We start from the raw sequence: 15,474 nt of genomic DNA, 5'->3' as shown, positions 1-15,474 counted from the left end.
GTTCTATTGTTGGATGCTAGAAAAAATTCTATATTAGGATATTTAGGGCTTAGTAATAAGTCTGATTTAATAATTTCGGTTGGTTTAATATTTATTGTTGCTGGGTTTATTTTACCCCTTCCTGCCTTTATTTTGGATGCTTTGATTACAGTTAATTTGGTAATAAGCCTTTTAATTATTTTAATAGTTCTTTATTCTAAGAGGTCGCTAGATTTTTCTGTTTTTCCTACTTTATTACTTGTGATGACTATTTTTGGACTTGTTCTTAATATTTCTTCTACTAGATTAATTTTAACTAAAGGTATAAATTTTGATGGGCAAATGATAAGGGCTTTTGGTACATTTGTTGTGGGTAGTTCTGGAATTCAAGGACTTGTTGTTGGATTTATAATATTTATTATAATTATTGCTGTTCAATTTATTGTAATTACTAAAGGAGCAACAAGGGTAGCCGAAGTTGCAGCTCGTTTTGCTCTTGATGCGCTTCCTGGTAAGCAAATGGCAATTGATTCTGCTTACAGTTCTGGAAATTTGACAGAAGAAGAGGCTACAAGGCAGAAAAATGATTTACAATCTGAAGTTAATTTTTATGGTGCAATGGATGGAGCTTCTAAATTTGTATCGGGTAACGTTAAAGTTGGATTTTTGATAACCCTTATTAATATTATTGGTGGTTTATTGGTAGGAATAACTCTGCAAGGTCTTAATTTTAGCCAAGCTCTTAATAATTATGTGTCATTGACGGTTGGTGATGGACTTGTTTCTCAGTTGCCGTCTCTTTTGATTTCAACGGCAACAGGATTGATCGTTACTAGATCGATTTCAAAAAATAGTTTTGGTGGTGAGATTTTTGATCAGTTTACAAATCATTTGGGAGTTTATTGGATTGTTTCTGGGTTTTTGTTTTTTTTAGCTTTTCTTCCTGGATTTCCAACCTTAATTCTTATTTTATTAAGTTTGATGATTGCATTTTTAGCTTATTCTCTTTCGGGAATAAGACGTAAAGAAGAAATGGATGAAAAGAATAAGCTAGAAGAAGAGCAAGCTTCAAGTTATGCGGATAAAGATGTTGCACCGGTTGTTCCTCTTGATCCACTAGCTCTTGAGATTGGATACAATCTTGTTCCAATAGTTGATGATACAAAAACCTCTGAACTTCTTGATCGTATTGTTAAGATAAGGCGTGAGATTGCATTTGAATTTGGAATAGTTGTTCCTAAGATTAGAATAGTTGACAATATGAGACTTCAGCCTAATGCGTATTCTTTTAAACTAAGAGGAGTTGAAGTTGGGCGAGGTGAGATTAAGCTTGGTAAGTTTTTAGTAATAAATATTGGAATTGATTCTGGAATAGATGGAGATCTTGTTAAAGATCCTTCATTTGGACTTCCCTCTCTTTGGGTAAATGATGATGGGCGAGAAACTGCTGAAAAATTGGGATATACTGTTGTTGATCCCCCATCTATTATTGCTACTCATATGACAGAACTTATTAAAAGACATTCTTATGAGATTTTGACTCGTCAAGATGTTCAAAATACTCTTGATGTTTTTAAGAAAGATTATGGAGCTATTGTTGAAGAGGTTCTTAAAGATTTTTCAGTTGGTGAGATTCAAAGAGTTTTACAAGGTCTTTTAAAAGAGCAGGTTTCAATTCGCAATTTGGTTACAATTTTTGAAACAATTGCAGATTTCACAAGTATTACTAAGGATATATTTTTCTTGATTGAAAAATGTAGACAATCAGTTGGAAGACAGATAACTAGTGGATATTTGGATTTAAATTCTGAGCTTAATGTGATAACTTTAAATCCCGGTTTTGAGCAAATAATAATTGATTCTCGTGTCGAATCTAATCATGATCTTATAAGTTCGATTGATCCTAATTTGAGAACCAAATTTATTTATGAGCTTTTTAAAATTGTAAATGAGGTTCAAACAGATGGGTTTTATCCAGTTATTCTGTCAAGTGAGTCGGCAAGGCCTATAATAAAAGTGATAACAAGTAGGGAAATTCCAGAGCTTGTTGTTATGTCTGTTTTAGAGGTTCCCCAAAATATTAAAGTTAATGTTCTTAAAACAGTAGAGGTTGAAGAATAGTATTATGGTTCAATATTTTACAGAAAAAGGTCCAACCTATAATGAAGTTATAGAAATAATTAAGAAAAAATATGGCAAGAATGCTAGGGTCATGACTTATAAAACAGTTCCTCATGGAGGAATTTTAGGTTTGTTTAGCAAAGATTGGGTTGAAGTTTCAGGTTATGTTAGATATGACATTGGTAATCAGCAGATTAATGTTGAAGATGAAAAGCGAAAGATTCTTCAAAGCATTAAAAGAGAAGAAAATTCTTCAATTGAAGATGTACTTAAGGAAGTAAAGTCTCTTAAGACAGAGCTTGCTCATAAAAAAGAAAATATTAATCATCCAACAATTACAAAAATTGAAGATATTTTAAGAGAAAATGATTTTTCCGAAAGTTATATTAAAGACATTAATGAGTTTATTAAGAGAGAATTTAGTTTGTCGGATCTTGATGATTATGAGAGAGTTAGAGAAGATGTTGTTTTGTATATTGCAAAGACAATTAAATGCTCAGGATCTATTATCGATGATCTTAAGAAAAGGGTTTTTATTTTAGTTGGTCCAACAGGTGTCGGAAAAACTACCACAATTGCAAAACTTGCAGCAATTTATGGTATTAATGGAGAATCTAAGAGTTTGAATATTAAGATTATTACTATTGATAATTATCGTATTGGTGCTAAAAAGCAAATTCAAACCTATGGTGACATTATGGGCATTCCAGTCAGAGCAATTGAGTCTTTTAAGGATTTAAAAGATGAAATTACTGATTCAAAGGATTTTGATCTTATACTTGTTGATACAATTGGGAAAAGTCCTAAAGATTTTATGAAACTTGCTGAGATGAAGGAGCTTCTTAATGCTTGTGGAAGAGATGCCGAATTTCATTTGGCTGTGAGTTCTACTACAAAGACATCAGATGTGAAAGAAATATTTCACCAATTTTCTCCTTTTAATTATAAAACTGTGATTTTTACCAAAGTGGATGAAACCACTTGTGTTGGTAATTTAATAAGTTTGATTCATGAAATGAAAAAAGTAGTTTCTTATGTTACAGATGGACAAATTGTTCCTCATAATATCAGTGTTGCAGAACCACTTACTTTTATTAGAAGAATAAATGGCTATAGAATAAGCGATGATGCAGAGTTTATTAAGAAGATAAAAAGTAAATCTTATTATTAAGGAAAGTTATAATGGAAGATCAAGCTCAAAGTTTGCGAGATATGATGAGATTAAATGGTAAATTTAATTTTTCAGTTGATGAGAAAGTTCAAAACAGTAAAACAAGATTTATTGCTGTTAGTAGTGGTAAAGGTGGTGTTGGCAAAAGCAATATTGCAATTGGACTTGCTCTTAAATACGCTGAGCTTGGCAAGAAGGTGCTAATACTTGATGCTGATATTGGAATGGCTAATGTTAATATTTTACTTGGAGTTATTCCTAAGTATAGTATATATCACATGATTGCTCAAAGTCGTGATATTAGAGAGGTGATAACAAAAACAGAGTACAATATTGATCTTTTAGCCGGTGCTTCTGGTACAATGGAGCTTTTAGATCTTTCTGATATTGATGTTAATAAATTTATAAAAGAACTATTAAAAATATATGAATATGATATAGTTGTAATAGATACTAGTGCTGGGATTTCAAGGCAAGTTATCTCATTTTTGCTTTCCAGTGATGATGTTGTTATTGTTACGACTCCAGAGCCTACTTCGATTACCGATGCTTATGGGATAATAAAGGTTTTGTCTTATAAGATGGAAAATTTAAAAAATTTAAGACTTATTGTCAACAGAGTAGCTAATGTTAGTGAGGCTAAGGGGGTTGCCAAAAAAGTTATAGATATTTCAGGACAATTTTTAAATTTAAATATTGATTATTTGGGATATATTTATGAGGATCAAAACATTAGAAGCTCTGTTTTCAAACAAAAGCCTTTTGTTTTGGTAAATCCAAATAGCAAAGCTAGTTATTGTCTTGATTCTATTATTGCTACTCTTGAAGAGGTTTCTCTAGATAGTAGGAAGAGAAGGGGTGTTATAGGTTTTATATTAAGATTTTTTGGTGTGGAATAGGGCATTATGTTTGTAAGTAAAGAATTAAAATATATTTTATTAGCTAGTGTGTCGGCATTGCTTATTTCTGCAGTTTTAGGTTTGTTTTGTGGTTTGTCATTTTTTACAGTCTTGGTGAGATCAGTTTTGCAGTTTGCATTTTTTTTCGTTATTGGACTTTTAATTGAGTTTATCTATAAGAAATATTTATCTAATCTTTTTTCTACAGAATTGCCTGGTGATATAGAAAACAAGTTTCAAGATGATAATAAGGCTTATAATAATGATTTTAATGAGAGTCAAAATTCTAATTATGAAGGCCTTCAAAATAACAATAGTAGTGTTGATTTTATAGAAGAGGTCAAAAAGTATAAATTTGAGACTGAAGACATGAATAATGGAAATGTCAAAAATAAAAAAATGGCATTTATTGAAGATAATGATCCAAAAGTTGTTGCGGATGCTATTAAAACTTTAATGAGCAAGAAGGAATGAATATGGGAGGCAGGGATATAAATTTTTTTGAACTTTGTGATAAAATGCGAGCTTATTTGGAAAGAGAAAGTCATGTTGATTTGATGGAAATAGAAGCAGATACTCTTGAAGAAGCTCTAAATGATGCTTCTTTAGAACTTTCGGTGCCTTATAAAGAATTGGACTATGAAGTTTTGTTAAAAGGTAGTAATGGTATCTTAGGATATGGAAGGAAAAAATGGAAGATAGTTGCCTATAGAAATTCTTCTAGCAAACCAAATGTATCTCTTGATTCAAGAAATGATTCAGGAGAAGAAAAAACGATTTCATCGGACGGTGAATTTTTTATCAGAAAATCTTCTAAAGGTATATTTTTAAAGGTTGTCTCATCAAAAGGTCAAGGAATTCCTATTAGGTATCAAGATGTTCTTTCCAAATTGGAATTGCACAGTAATATTGAAAAGTTTGACAAGGATACTGTAAAAGATATAGTTGAGAATGCTAGTGGTTATTATGAAAAAATTGCTGATTTTGAATCTGATCCTTCTGAGAATGTTACAATGATGGTTCAAATATCAGAAAATTCAATGTCAGTTACTATTGAATTTACTACACCTGGAATTAATGGGGCAGAAATTTTTGCACAAGATATTTTTAATATTCTTAGAAAATATGGGGTAGTAGATACTGCAATACTTAAGGATAGAGTAGCAAAATTTGTTGATTACCCTGTTTATGGGGAACCTGTTGAGCTTGCAAGAGGATTAGAGCCAGTAAAGGGTAAGGATTCTTATATTGATTTTATTGTTGATGAAAATAGCAGGCTTTGTGAGTATGAGGTTTCAAGTATAGGATTTAGGAATGTTGTTGAAGGTGAAGAGTTGGCCAGAATTGTTCCTTTTGGGAAAGGAGTAGATGGTTATACTGTTTTTGGCAAAGTTTTAAGAGCAGAGAGTGGACAGGATATTAATTTTATTATTGGCGAAAATACTTTTAGAGATGATTATAAAATTAGAGCAAAGTGTAATGGATATATGTCTGTTTCAGATGGTATAATATCTGTTCATAATATTTATTTAGTCAAAGGTGATGTTGGGCCTGCTACTGGAGATATAGTGAATAATGGAATGGTTATTGTCCAAGGCAGTGTTTTAGATGGATATAATATTATGGCTAAAAGTGGAATAGAAGTAAAAGGATTAGTGGGTCGGTGCAATTTGAAAACGGATGGCTCTATTATTTTCCATAGTGGTGTTAATGGCAAGGGTGATTCTAAGATTTATGCACAGGGTAATATTAAGTCTAAGTTTTTAGAAAATGTAACTTTAAATTGTGGTGGGGAAGTTGAAGTTTTAAGAGGTATTGTGAATTCTTCAGTTTCTTCTAAAAAGAGAGTTCTTTGTATCGGGAAGAAATCGAAAATAGTCGGTTCTAATGTTTGTGCTAAGGAAGAGGTTAGAGCTTATTCTATTGGCTCTGATAGGAGTTGTGAAACTTGTATTGATGTTGGCTATGATCCTGAAATTAAAGATTTGCTAACTAGGTTTACTAATCATCTTGAAAAAATTGAAAAGCGGTTAGAAGTTTTAACTAAAGATATTGTTGCTTTAAAAAAAAATATTTTGTTTATTACAGATAAGTCAGAAAAATCTTTAAAGATTGACAGTTACAATGAATTTGTTAATGAGAGCAAAATTCTTCGTACGGAAATAAAAATGATAGAAGCTAAGCAAATTGATTTGCAGAATGAGCTTGAGAATACTAAGATAGAGGGCAAAGTTTCTGTTGAAAATATAGCTTACTCAGGCGTTAAGCTATACATTAAGAATGCTTTTTATGAGCTTTCAAAAGATTACAGTAATGTCACTTTTGTAGAGGATGACAATTATATTAAAGTTATGACCTATATTCCTTTCAAATCTAGGTGAATAATATTTAATAAGGATTTTTATATGAATACATTTGAAGTTTTTAAAATGTCTGTTGACGGTTATTTAAAGACTTGGCAATTTTTAAGTGAAGATGAAAAGCGCAAGAGATCAAAAATTAATAAAAATGCTAGATTTAGATTTTTAAGAGATTATCATACTGATTCTGAAGTTACCAATGTATGTTCAGCTAGTAAAGTTGAGGATGATTTTTTGCTTTCGTTTCCAGTTAAAAAAAATAAGAATGAAGATAAGGTAATGCTTGGCTTATATTCTGATAAATTTGAAGATCCTAAAGTCGGTAAAAATGTTAATGTTAAGAGATAAGATGTCTTAAGGCTTTATATGTTTATTGTTTTTTATCTTATTTTAATTATATTTATTTTTATATATTTTCATGTTTATATTAATTTGAAAATAAAATCTAATAGCATACTCAGAAAGTTCAAAAGCGAGGTAGATAAAACAATTATTGAGATTAATCAAGCTACTGATAGAAATATAAATATTATTGAAATAAAAATTGAAAGTTTAAATAGAATTATTAAAGAGGTTGATGAGAGAATCGAAATTCTTGATCAGAGGTTGTTAGGGTTTAACAATAGTTCTATGCCTGTAAATAGTTCTTCTAATTTTGGGTCTAAGAGTGATGGAATTTATAAAAGCAATTTGGATTATTCCATACCTACTATTGAAAAAAATATAATAAAAGAAAGTTATAATGTCCGCAATCAGGTTATTTTACTCCATGAGCAGGGTGTATCTTTTGAAGCTATTGCTAAAAAGTTTAAGTTAGATTTAGGTGAGGTTGAGTTAATTGTTTCAATACATAGGGGAGGTATTCATGAAAAAATGGATAGGTATTGATCTTGGAACTACAAATACTGTAGCGTCGTATTTTGATGTTAGTTCTAAGATAATATTAAATGAAAGGGGTGAGCGAATGACCCCTTCTATTGTCTCTTTTTTAGATAAGGATGTTCTTGTTGGAAGTGCTGCTAAGAATCAAATATTAGTTAATCCTCAAAAAACATTCTATGATTTTAAAACTAATATAGGTTCTAATGCTTTTTATAAAGTAGGTGGTGAATTTTATAGAGCAGAATACATTTCAGCCCATTTGCTATCTAGCGTCAAAAGGAATGCTGAAAAATTTTTAGATGAAGAAATTGAAAATGCTGTAATAACGGTTCCTGCATATTTTTCCGAGGTTCAAAGAAGAGGTGTTGTTGAGGCTGCAAATCTTGCTGGTTTGAATTGTAAGGCAATACTTAATGAGCCAACAGCAGCTGCTATTGCGTATGCCTTTGAAAGACAGATTGATGGAATTTTTCTTATTTATGATCTTGGGGGTGGAACTTTTGATGTGACTCTTATGGAAAAGCAAAGCGATACTTATACTGTTCTTTCAGTTAAAGGACAAAGCCGTCTTGGAGGAAATGATTTTAATAAAATCATAGAAAAGCATGTTTTAGATAGTTTTAAAAATGAATATCCTGATTTTAATTTGGAAGATATTTTTCTTCTTGAGCAGTTAAGAGAACGAATTGAAGAGGGCAAAAAAAATTTATCTATTATGGAAGAAGTTGACATTACTTTGCTTTTTCTTGATGGTAAGCATTTGAATTATAAACTTAAAAGGAATGAATTTAATTCAATGATAAGTGAATATGTTGACAAAACTATTCAGTTATCTATGGAATGTATTGTTGATTCTGGGGTTGATATTAATAGTGTTTCAAAAATTATACTCTCTGGTGGCTCAACAAGGATTCCTTTGATTGAAAGAGTTTTAAAGGAATCTTTTCCTTCTGTTGCAATTTTAGATGCTTTAAATCAAGATGAAGTTGTAGCTATTGGAGCAAGCATTCACGCTTTTAGTCTTTCTAGAAACGATTCTGTTATTAAATTTAAAGATGTGACCCCTTATTCTCTTGGACTTGAGATAAGGGATAATGAATTCTTTACTTTAATAGAGAGAAATACTGCTTTACCAATTTCTAAGAGCAAATTATTTACTACTACCAATGATTATCAAGATGAAATTGAGATCCATATACTTCAAGGTGAATATAAAAAAGCTTCTTTGAATTATTCTATAGGTAGGTTTTCTTTTGGCAATATTCAAAAAGCTTTAAAAGGAATTCCTAAAATAGAGGTGCTTTTTACTTTAAATGAAAGCGGTATTTTAAGTGTTAATGCAAAAGATTTGGAGACAAATTCTTCCAACTTTATTGAAATAAAAATTACAAGTTCATCTGATAATGTAGCAAAAGACAGTCTTTCAAATACTTTTACAAGTGTTGTAGATTAAATATTAAGAAGAATAAGATAGATTTGGTTTTTAAAAGTAATAAATTATTTTTCCCAATATGTTATCAATTTTTATAAAACCATAATCTCTTGAGTCTAATGAGGTCTGTTTATTTTCTCCTATGACCAGATAGTGGTTATCGGGGATTTTTTTAGTATTGTTTTTTAAAATATTTTCATCTATTTTGAAGTTTAAGTGATGTATGTATATTTCGTTTTTTTCTATTTGCTTAAATTCCTCTCCCGGAATTGCGAAAATTTTTTTGATGGCAATTTTATTTGTTATAGGATCTTTAATAAGTACCATTTCATTTTTTTGTGGATTTTTCCATAAAAAAAGATATTTTTGTTGATTTTCAAGTCTCAATCCATATGCAAATTTGTAACTTACAACCCAATATTTTTCCAATATTATTGGTAACATTGATTCGCCTTTTACTATGTAAAATGATAAGAATAACTTTATTAAGGTTATTAGCAATATAGAAGCGGTTAAAATTGACGCGAGTTCATATTTGTGGGCTTTAAATATTCTCATAACTTTTAAACGGTGCTTTCATTAAAATGCAATTTTCTATTGTATAATGAAATAGCATGTTATGATTATACCAAAAAAAAAGCAAAGGGTAGAAAAGCGTAAAAAACATTTTTTATTCAATAGCAAAAAGAATGTCAATTTTGAATTGAAAGATTTTGCCAATATGAGAAATATTGGTAAAAAAAGAAAAAAAGTTTTCAAATTTAAAAACTTTTTTAAAAAAGATTTGATTTTTTTAAAAAAGTTTTTTTTATTTTTCAGTAAGTTTAAAATACAAAATGTTAATCATTATGAATATAAATATTATTATAATAGCTTAAGAGAAAAAGTTTTTGGCATTTTTAGTGCTAAATTCAATTACAAGCTTATTTTTAAGCTTAATGCAGTAGTATTTATTTTTATATTAACATTTTATATTAACATTTTTTCTTACTACGGTTCATATATTTTTTTAAATAGACTTACTTTGCCAAAAGATTATTTTATTGATACATTTTTATATTATAGTGATCAAGATATAGCACAAATTAGTAGTTATTTGCTTGAATCTAATATTTCAGAAAATGTTCCTGGATTAAAAAAAAATTTTGTATTAAAAGTTCTTGACCATAAAATTAAGCCTGGAGAAACACTCTCTCATGTTGCAGCTAGGTATCAGATAACCAGTGAAACTTTGATTTCTTTTAATGAAATTAAAGATGTAAGAAATATTAAACCAAATTCAGTTATTAAAGTTCCTAATATGAAAGGAATTGTTTATATTGTTAAAAAAAATGACTCTCTATCGTCTATAGCTAGTGCTTATAATGTTCCAAAGGTAGATATTTTAGATTCTAATAATCTTGATAATGAAGTTTTATTTTTAGGGCAAAAATTGTTTATTCCTGGAGGAAGATTGCCCAAAGATTTGTTAAAAGAGGTGTTGGGAGAGACTTTTATTTATCCTGTACAAGGGGTTATTACTTCAGGATATGGTTATCGACCAGACCCGTTTACAAGAGTTATTAGCTTTCATAATGGGATAGATATTGCAAATTTAGCCAATACCCCTATTAAAGCTTCAAGAGAGGGTATTGTTGTAACTGTGGGATTTAATGCGGGGGGGTATGGGAAATATATTGTTATTTCTCACAGTAATGGATTTCAAACTCTTTATGCGCATTTGAATTCTTTTGCTGTTAAAGTTGGGAAAAGGGTTGTAAGGGGGGAGGTAATAGGCTATATGGGAAGTACTGGCTATAGCACAGGAAATCACCTACATTTTACCATTTTTAAGAATGGCAAAACCGAAAATCCCATGAAGTATTTAAGGTAGCGTTTTTATGTGTATTTGGATATGTTAATTTTTTTAAGTATTTGAGTTAGTTTTTTGCCTTCTACCAGATCAATAAGCCTTCCTTCAATCATTTGTTTGGCCTTTAAAGAGAATTTTGATGGAGCAATGCAAAGCCCTTTTATCTTATTTTCTTTGATTTTTGAAATAAAATCTTTTAAGAATAATTCACCAAAAGTATCTTGTTCAGTTCTCACAAAGCGTACTATTAAATTTTCTTCCCACTGATTGTTTGCCAGGTGGAAGTTCATATCAATAAATTGCGATGTTATTTCATTTATTTTAAAATCTCTTACTTGAAATTTGTTTAAATAAAGCTTTAAAATAATTTCATTAGCTATTTTTTCAAAATTTTCTTTTGAACTACGCAAATATATTCTTAATGCTATGTTCTCGTTTAATCTTTTACTAAATTCTAATTTTTCTTTAATTTTTTTGTAGTTTGGATCAATATCCTCAACTTTAGTAAAAGCTTCTGTAGCTTTTTGGTAGTTTTCGACAGAGATTTGAAGTTCTCCAAGATTATAAAAGAGTTCTAGGAAGATTTTTTTTGGCAAATCAGGTTTTACTTTTATTATTTCTTTAATATTTTGTTCTAATTTTTCTAATTCTTTGTTTTTTGAATGAATTTCGGATGTAATTAGTAAAGCCTCATAAATCATTCCGTCTTTTTGTTTTATTTTGTTAGCAATTTCTAGTGCCAGATGATCTTGATTCATTTTTGACAAAGATTTGGCATATGCTAAAAGAGCATCAATGTCGCCTTGTATGTGTTTTTTTATATTATTAAATATTCCAGCAGCTTTTCTATAGCTTTCTAGATTAAATAAAGTTATTCCTATGTGTTTTAGGATGTCTTTATTGTTTTTATTAAACTTGTAGACTTTTGTAAGATAATATAGTGCTTCTTTGTACATTTCGTTTTTTAAGAATGCTATGCCAAGGTAATAATTTGCATCCTCGTCTGCTTTTTTTATCAGGTAAGCTTTTTTTAAAAATTCTAAAGCTTCCCTGTTAAAATTTCTTTTAAGATTGTAAAATCCATAGCTTAAGAAAGCTTTAAATGTATCTATTTCTTGGCTTATTGGATTATCTTCTATTAATTGGCATAATTTTTTTGCATATTTTATGCCATTTTCATAGTCTTTATTTTTATAGTAGTAATTATTTAAAATTTCAAGGGCACCTATTTCGTTTGGATTTGTTTTTAAGAGAGAAATTGCTCTTTCGATTAATTTTCGTGTTCTCTCGTCATCTTTTTTGATTTTTCCTCTATTTTTGCCTATTGTTAGCTTTAATGCTATTTTGAAAAATAAAAATACTAAAATAAACACTATAAATGAAGAGATTACTATAAATAGCGGTAACACTAGTATTGCTCCTAAATTTAAAATATCCCATGAATTAGTATAATCATAGATACTTTTAATAAAAGTTATTTACTTAAAATAAAAGTAACTTGTAAGTTGAACATCACATTATTTATATTATATTATAGTTATTATAATAATGATAACTATAATTAGTACATAAGTTTGTTTTCAATAAAATAAAGCAAAGAGGTTGTAATTTTTGAAAGGGTTTTTAGCGATAAAATTATCTAATAATGAGTATTATTCGGTTTTAAGTTTGGACGACAATTCTGTTAAAAGAGTAATATTGGGTAAGACTGCGGGTGATACTAGTATTAAATTGGATTTTTATGTTAGTGGGCATGAAGATTTTTTAGATCCTTTTTTGGTTGGTTCTTTTTTCTTAGATAATTTAAAAAAGGAAAGTTTAAGTGTCAATGTTTATTTTAAAGTTATGGAAGAAATACTTTATGTTTATAGTGAATCTGATGGGATTCAAGATAAATCAAAGTTTGATTTAAGTCTTTTAGAGTTTAATCAAACTTTTAAAGGATCTGGTAGTGAAAACCTTGTGAATGATTTTAAAAGCGACATTGGGAATGCTTTACCTGTTGAGAATTTGGATTCTGAATTTGATTTAAATTTTGAAGAAAAAGATGATTTTGTCAAAAAAGATGTTTCTAGTTTAAGCATGCCTACTGTTAGTTCTTTGGATCTAGAGTCCGAAGAAGATCGAAAAGTTGAAGCAGATGATTCATATTTTGAAGGTTTTAATGATATTGATAGTAGTTATATTGACTCTAAAGAGTTTAATTTAGAAACTAAAAAACTTGAGTATATTGATGATGAATCTTTGAATCTTAATAATTTTGAGTTTCAAAAATCAGAAGAAGATTCTTCTGAAGAAGATTTGCACGATTTAAGTGTCGAAGACATTATTGCAGATATTGACAAAAATTTAATAGATACTTCAGATGAGGATGTTGAATTAGATCTTAGAGAAGATTTTGAGAATGATGTAGGGAAAAATAATTTTAAATTAAATTCAGGTGAAGGAATAGTACATTCTCCTATGTTGTATTTGAGTCTTATTTCTCTTTTTCTTTTAATATTTTTTTCTTTATTTTTAGTTTTTTCAAAAGTTTTAAAGCCCAGAGATTTTGTTTCATATTATTTTGAATGTGGTAAAAAGGGAATTGAGAGATATGCTAAAGATCAATATGCTTAATAGAAGTTCTTTTATATTGCAAAATTTTCTTTTTGTCTTATTGTTTTTTACTTTATTTTCTTGCTTTGTGAAAAAAGAAATTTTGGGTAGCGATTTTATTAATATGCATTCAAGAGAGTTTGATTTAAATAATTTAAATTGGTTGTGGAATTTTGATTATTCAAAAAAAAATTTTGATAAGCATTTTAACATAGATTCAAGTTCTTATGTATATGTTGCTTATTTGTTTAAAAAAATAGGATTCGAAGAGAAATTTATAGAGTACATGAAGAAGGCTATAGATAATGGAGATAGCATTTCATCGCAATTTGCAGGAATTAAACTTATTGAGTATTTTAACTCAATAAAAGAATATTTTGCATCTGAATTGATTGCGGAGAAACTTTATAAAAAATATGAAAATAATAAATTCATTTTGCTAGGTTATTTTAAAAGTCTTTATTGGCAAAAGAAAAATGATAAGGCTCTTGGTCTTGTAAATAAGCTTGATAAGATGGAATTTTCTGAATATCAGGAAAATGAGAATATTTTGTTAAAAGCAGTTCTTTATCTTAACCTTTCTAATGCGAGTGAATCAAAAATCTACTTTAATAAACTTTTTGAAAATTTACCTGCAAATTCTTTACATGTTAGGGCTTATGATTACTTTATTATTGAAAATAAGTCTAAGTATTTTGGAACAAATTTCTTAAATCTTGTTAAGTTTAAGTATGAAGTAGCAAATGGTAATTTTAATGGTGCAATAAATATATTGAATAAAAATGGTTTAAGTGGATATTATGACAATAATATTGTATTAAGTGATGTTTATAAGGCTTTTATTGGTTCTGGTAAAGTTTTAAATGCTTTAAAATTTTTTAATAAAATAAGAAGCAAATATAAAAATTATTATTTGGGTGTTTTAAATCTTAGAGAAAAGAATAATTTAGGCCTTTTTCTTGTGAAAGAATATCTTGAAGGTTTAAATCTTAATAATGAGATTAACCGACTTTCTATGCTTAATATGGCTTTTGGTAATTTAATTTTTACCAAGAGTGCAAGAGATTATTTTGCAGAAAGTGTGTCCAAGTTTTATACTGAGAGTGATAAAAAAAATCCTGGGTTTATTAAGGTTTTAGAAGAGTATATTTTAGAATCAATTCAACTTGAAGACTATAGCAATCTTTATAAACTTTATTCTACTGCTCAAAGAGTTATTGATGGTTCTATTTTATCTAAGCTTGCTTTTATTAATGCAAGGCTTATATATCACAAATTAATTAAATCTAATGTAAGCGGAGAATATGAGCGTCTTTTGCATTCTGCTGTTAATTATGATAAATGGTCTTATTCTTCATTTATTAGCAGATATCTATTAGATCAAAATGTTAATGAATTTTTTACAAGTGGTGTTGATTTTAAATATGAACAATCTGATTATGAGATTTTTTTAGAGGGGTTTTTAAAATTTAATCTTTGTAGTTATGTTAAAGATTTTATTTCTGAGGATTTTAGGAATGGATATAAATTTTCACTCGATTTTTATCGAAGAGTTTACGATGAACTTTTGAAGAGTGAAAATTACTACTATGCAACTCTTGTGATTAATTATCTTGTAAATCAAGATAGATCTGCTTTAATGGAGAATGACTATAAAAGACTTTATCCTTATTTGTATGGATCTTTGGTAGAATATTGGGCTAAAAGGCGAGGGCTTGAAACCAGTATTGTATTTTCTTTAATAAAAGCAGAAAGCAGTTTTGAGAGAAATGCTGTCTCAAAACCAGGTGCTATTGGCCTTATGCAGGTCATGCCGTTAACAGCTAATGATATTTCTAAAGAACTTAAATATTTTGATTATGATTTAAAGACTCCAAAGGATAATATAATAATTGGAACATATTATTTGAAAAAAAGAATATCTACAACCGGTAGCCTTTATAAGGCTCTTGCATCTTATAATGGAGGTATTGGTAATGTTAGAAAGTGGGAAAAAAGTTATGGGCATTTGCCCAAAGAGCTTTTTATTGAGGCAATTCCTTTTACTCAGACTAGAAATTATATCAAAAAAATATTAGTTTATTCGATATTTTATGACGCTTTGTATGAAAAAAAGGGAATAGATTCGGTAATAGTTGAAATTATGGGTGAATTTCCCAAAAATTAGTATTGGGAGCAGC

At 28.9% G+C, this 15,474-nt stretch carries 13 protein-coding genes; 11 read left to right on the top strand and 2 right to left on the bottom strand.

Annotated elements, in window-relative coordinates; all coding sequences use genetic code 11:
* Positions 1 to 9: 9 nt before the first annotated feature.
* Genes flhA through OY14_01305 form a run of 8 tightly spaced genes read left to right on the top strand, consistent with a single transcriptional unit; the run spans position 10 to position 8,865 of the window.
* Positions 10 to 2,100: a flagellar biosynthesis protein FlhA gene (gene flhA, locus OY14_01340; GenBank protein AJA90635.1), complete on the top strand. Its 2,091-nt coding sequence runs from the start codon at positions 10 to 12 to the stop codon at positions 2,098 to 2,100.
* A 4-nt stretch (positions 2,101 to 2,104) separates the two neighbouring features.
* Positions 2,105 to 3,271: a flagellar biosynthesis regulator FlhF gene (locus OY14_01335; GenBank protein ID AJA90099.1), complete on the top strand. Its 1,167-nt coding sequence runs from the start codon at positions 2,105 to 2,107 to the stop codon at positions 3,269 to 3,271.
* Positions 3,272 to 3,282: 11 nt separating this feature from the next.
* Entirely contained in the window at positions 3,283 to 4,170 is an 888-nt protein-coding gene (locus tag OY14_01330) for an ATP-binding protein (GenBank protein AJA90098.1), read from the top strand.
* Positions 4,171 to 4,176: 6 nt separating this feature from the next.
* A complete protein-coding gene (locus OY14_01325; protein AJA90097.1) occupies positions 4,177 to 4,644 on the top strand; it encodes a hypothetical protein in 468 nt (155 codons plus the stop codon).
* Positions 4,645 to 4,646: 2 nt separating this feature from the next.
* Positions 4,647 to 6,551, top strand: coding sequence for a hypothetical protein (locus tag OY14_01320; GenBank protein ID AJA90096.1), 1,905 nt, complete (start codon positions 4,647 to 4,649; stop codon positions 6,549 to 6,551).
* Positions 6,552 to 6,575: 24 nt separating this feature from the next.
* Positions 6,576 to 6,878, top strand: a complete 303-nt coding sequence (locus tag OY14_01315; GenBank protein AJA90095.1) for a hypothetical protein — start codon at positions 6,576 to 6,578, stop codon at positions 6,876 to 6,878.
* Between the two features lie 18 nt (positions 6,879 to 6,896).
* Positions 6,897 to 7,418, top strand: a complete 522-nt coding sequence (locus tag OY14_01310; protein ID AJA90094.1) for a hypothetical protein — start codon at positions 6,897 to 6,899, stop codon at positions 7,416 to 7,418.
* Entirely contained in the window at positions 7,396 to 8,865 is a 1,470-nt protein-coding gene (locus OY14_01305) for a heat shock protein Hsp70 (protein ID AJA90093.1), read from the top strand. Before OY14_01310 ends, OY14_01305 begins: the two co-directional genes overlap by 23 nt.
* Positions 8,866 to 8,895: 30 nt before the next feature.
* Here the strand turns inward: OY14_01305 and OY14_01300 are convergent, their stop codons facing one another.
* Positions 8,896 to 9,402: a signal peptidase gene (locus OY14_01300; GenBank protein AJA90092.1), complete on the bottom strand. Its 507-nt coding sequence runs from the start codon at positions 9,400 to 9,402 to the stop codon at positions 8,896 to 8,898.
* Positions 9,403 to 9,463: 61 nt separating this feature from the next.
* Between OY14_01300 and OY14_01295 the strand changes: the two genes are divergently transcribed.
* Positions 9,464 to 10,717, top strand: a complete 1,254-nt coding sequence (locus tag OY14_01295) for a peptidase M23 (GenBank protein AJA90091.1) — start codon at positions 9,464 to 9,466, stop codon at positions 10,715 to 10,717.
* Positions 10,718 to 10,722: 5 nt separating this feature from the next.
* Here OY14_01295 and OY14_01290 read toward each other — a convergent pair whose 3' ends face one another.
* Complete coding sequence (locus OY14_01290; GenBank protein AJA90090.1) at positions 10,723 to 12,105, bottom strand: tetratricopeptide repeat domain protein; 1,383 nt, start codon at positions 12,103 to 12,105, stop codon at positions 10,723 to 10,725.
* Positions 12,106 to 12,307: 202 nt separating this feature from the next.
* Between OY14_01290 and OY14_01285 the strand changes: the two genes are divergently transcribed.
* Positions 12,308 to 13,315, top strand: a complete 1,008-nt coding sequence (locus OY14_01285; protein ID AJA90089.1) for a hypothetical protein — start codon at positions 12,308 to 12,310, stop codon at positions 13,313 to 13,315.
* Positions 13,308 to 15,461, top strand: coding sequence for a transglycosylase (locus OY14_01280; protein AJA90634.1), 2,154 nt, complete (start codon positions 13,308 to 13,310; stop codon positions 15,459 to 15,461). Before OY14_01285 ends, OY14_01280 begins: the two co-directional genes overlap by 8 nt.
* Positions 15,462 to 15,474: the final 13 nt, after the last annotated feature.

Source organism: Borreliella chilensis (assembly GCA_000808095.1).
GTDB classification, from domain to species: domain Bacteria; phylum Spirochaetota; class Spirochaetia; order Borreliales; family Borreliaceae; genus Borreliella; species Borreliella chilensis.
This window is presented reverse-complemented; position numbering and strand designations above follow the sequence as displayed.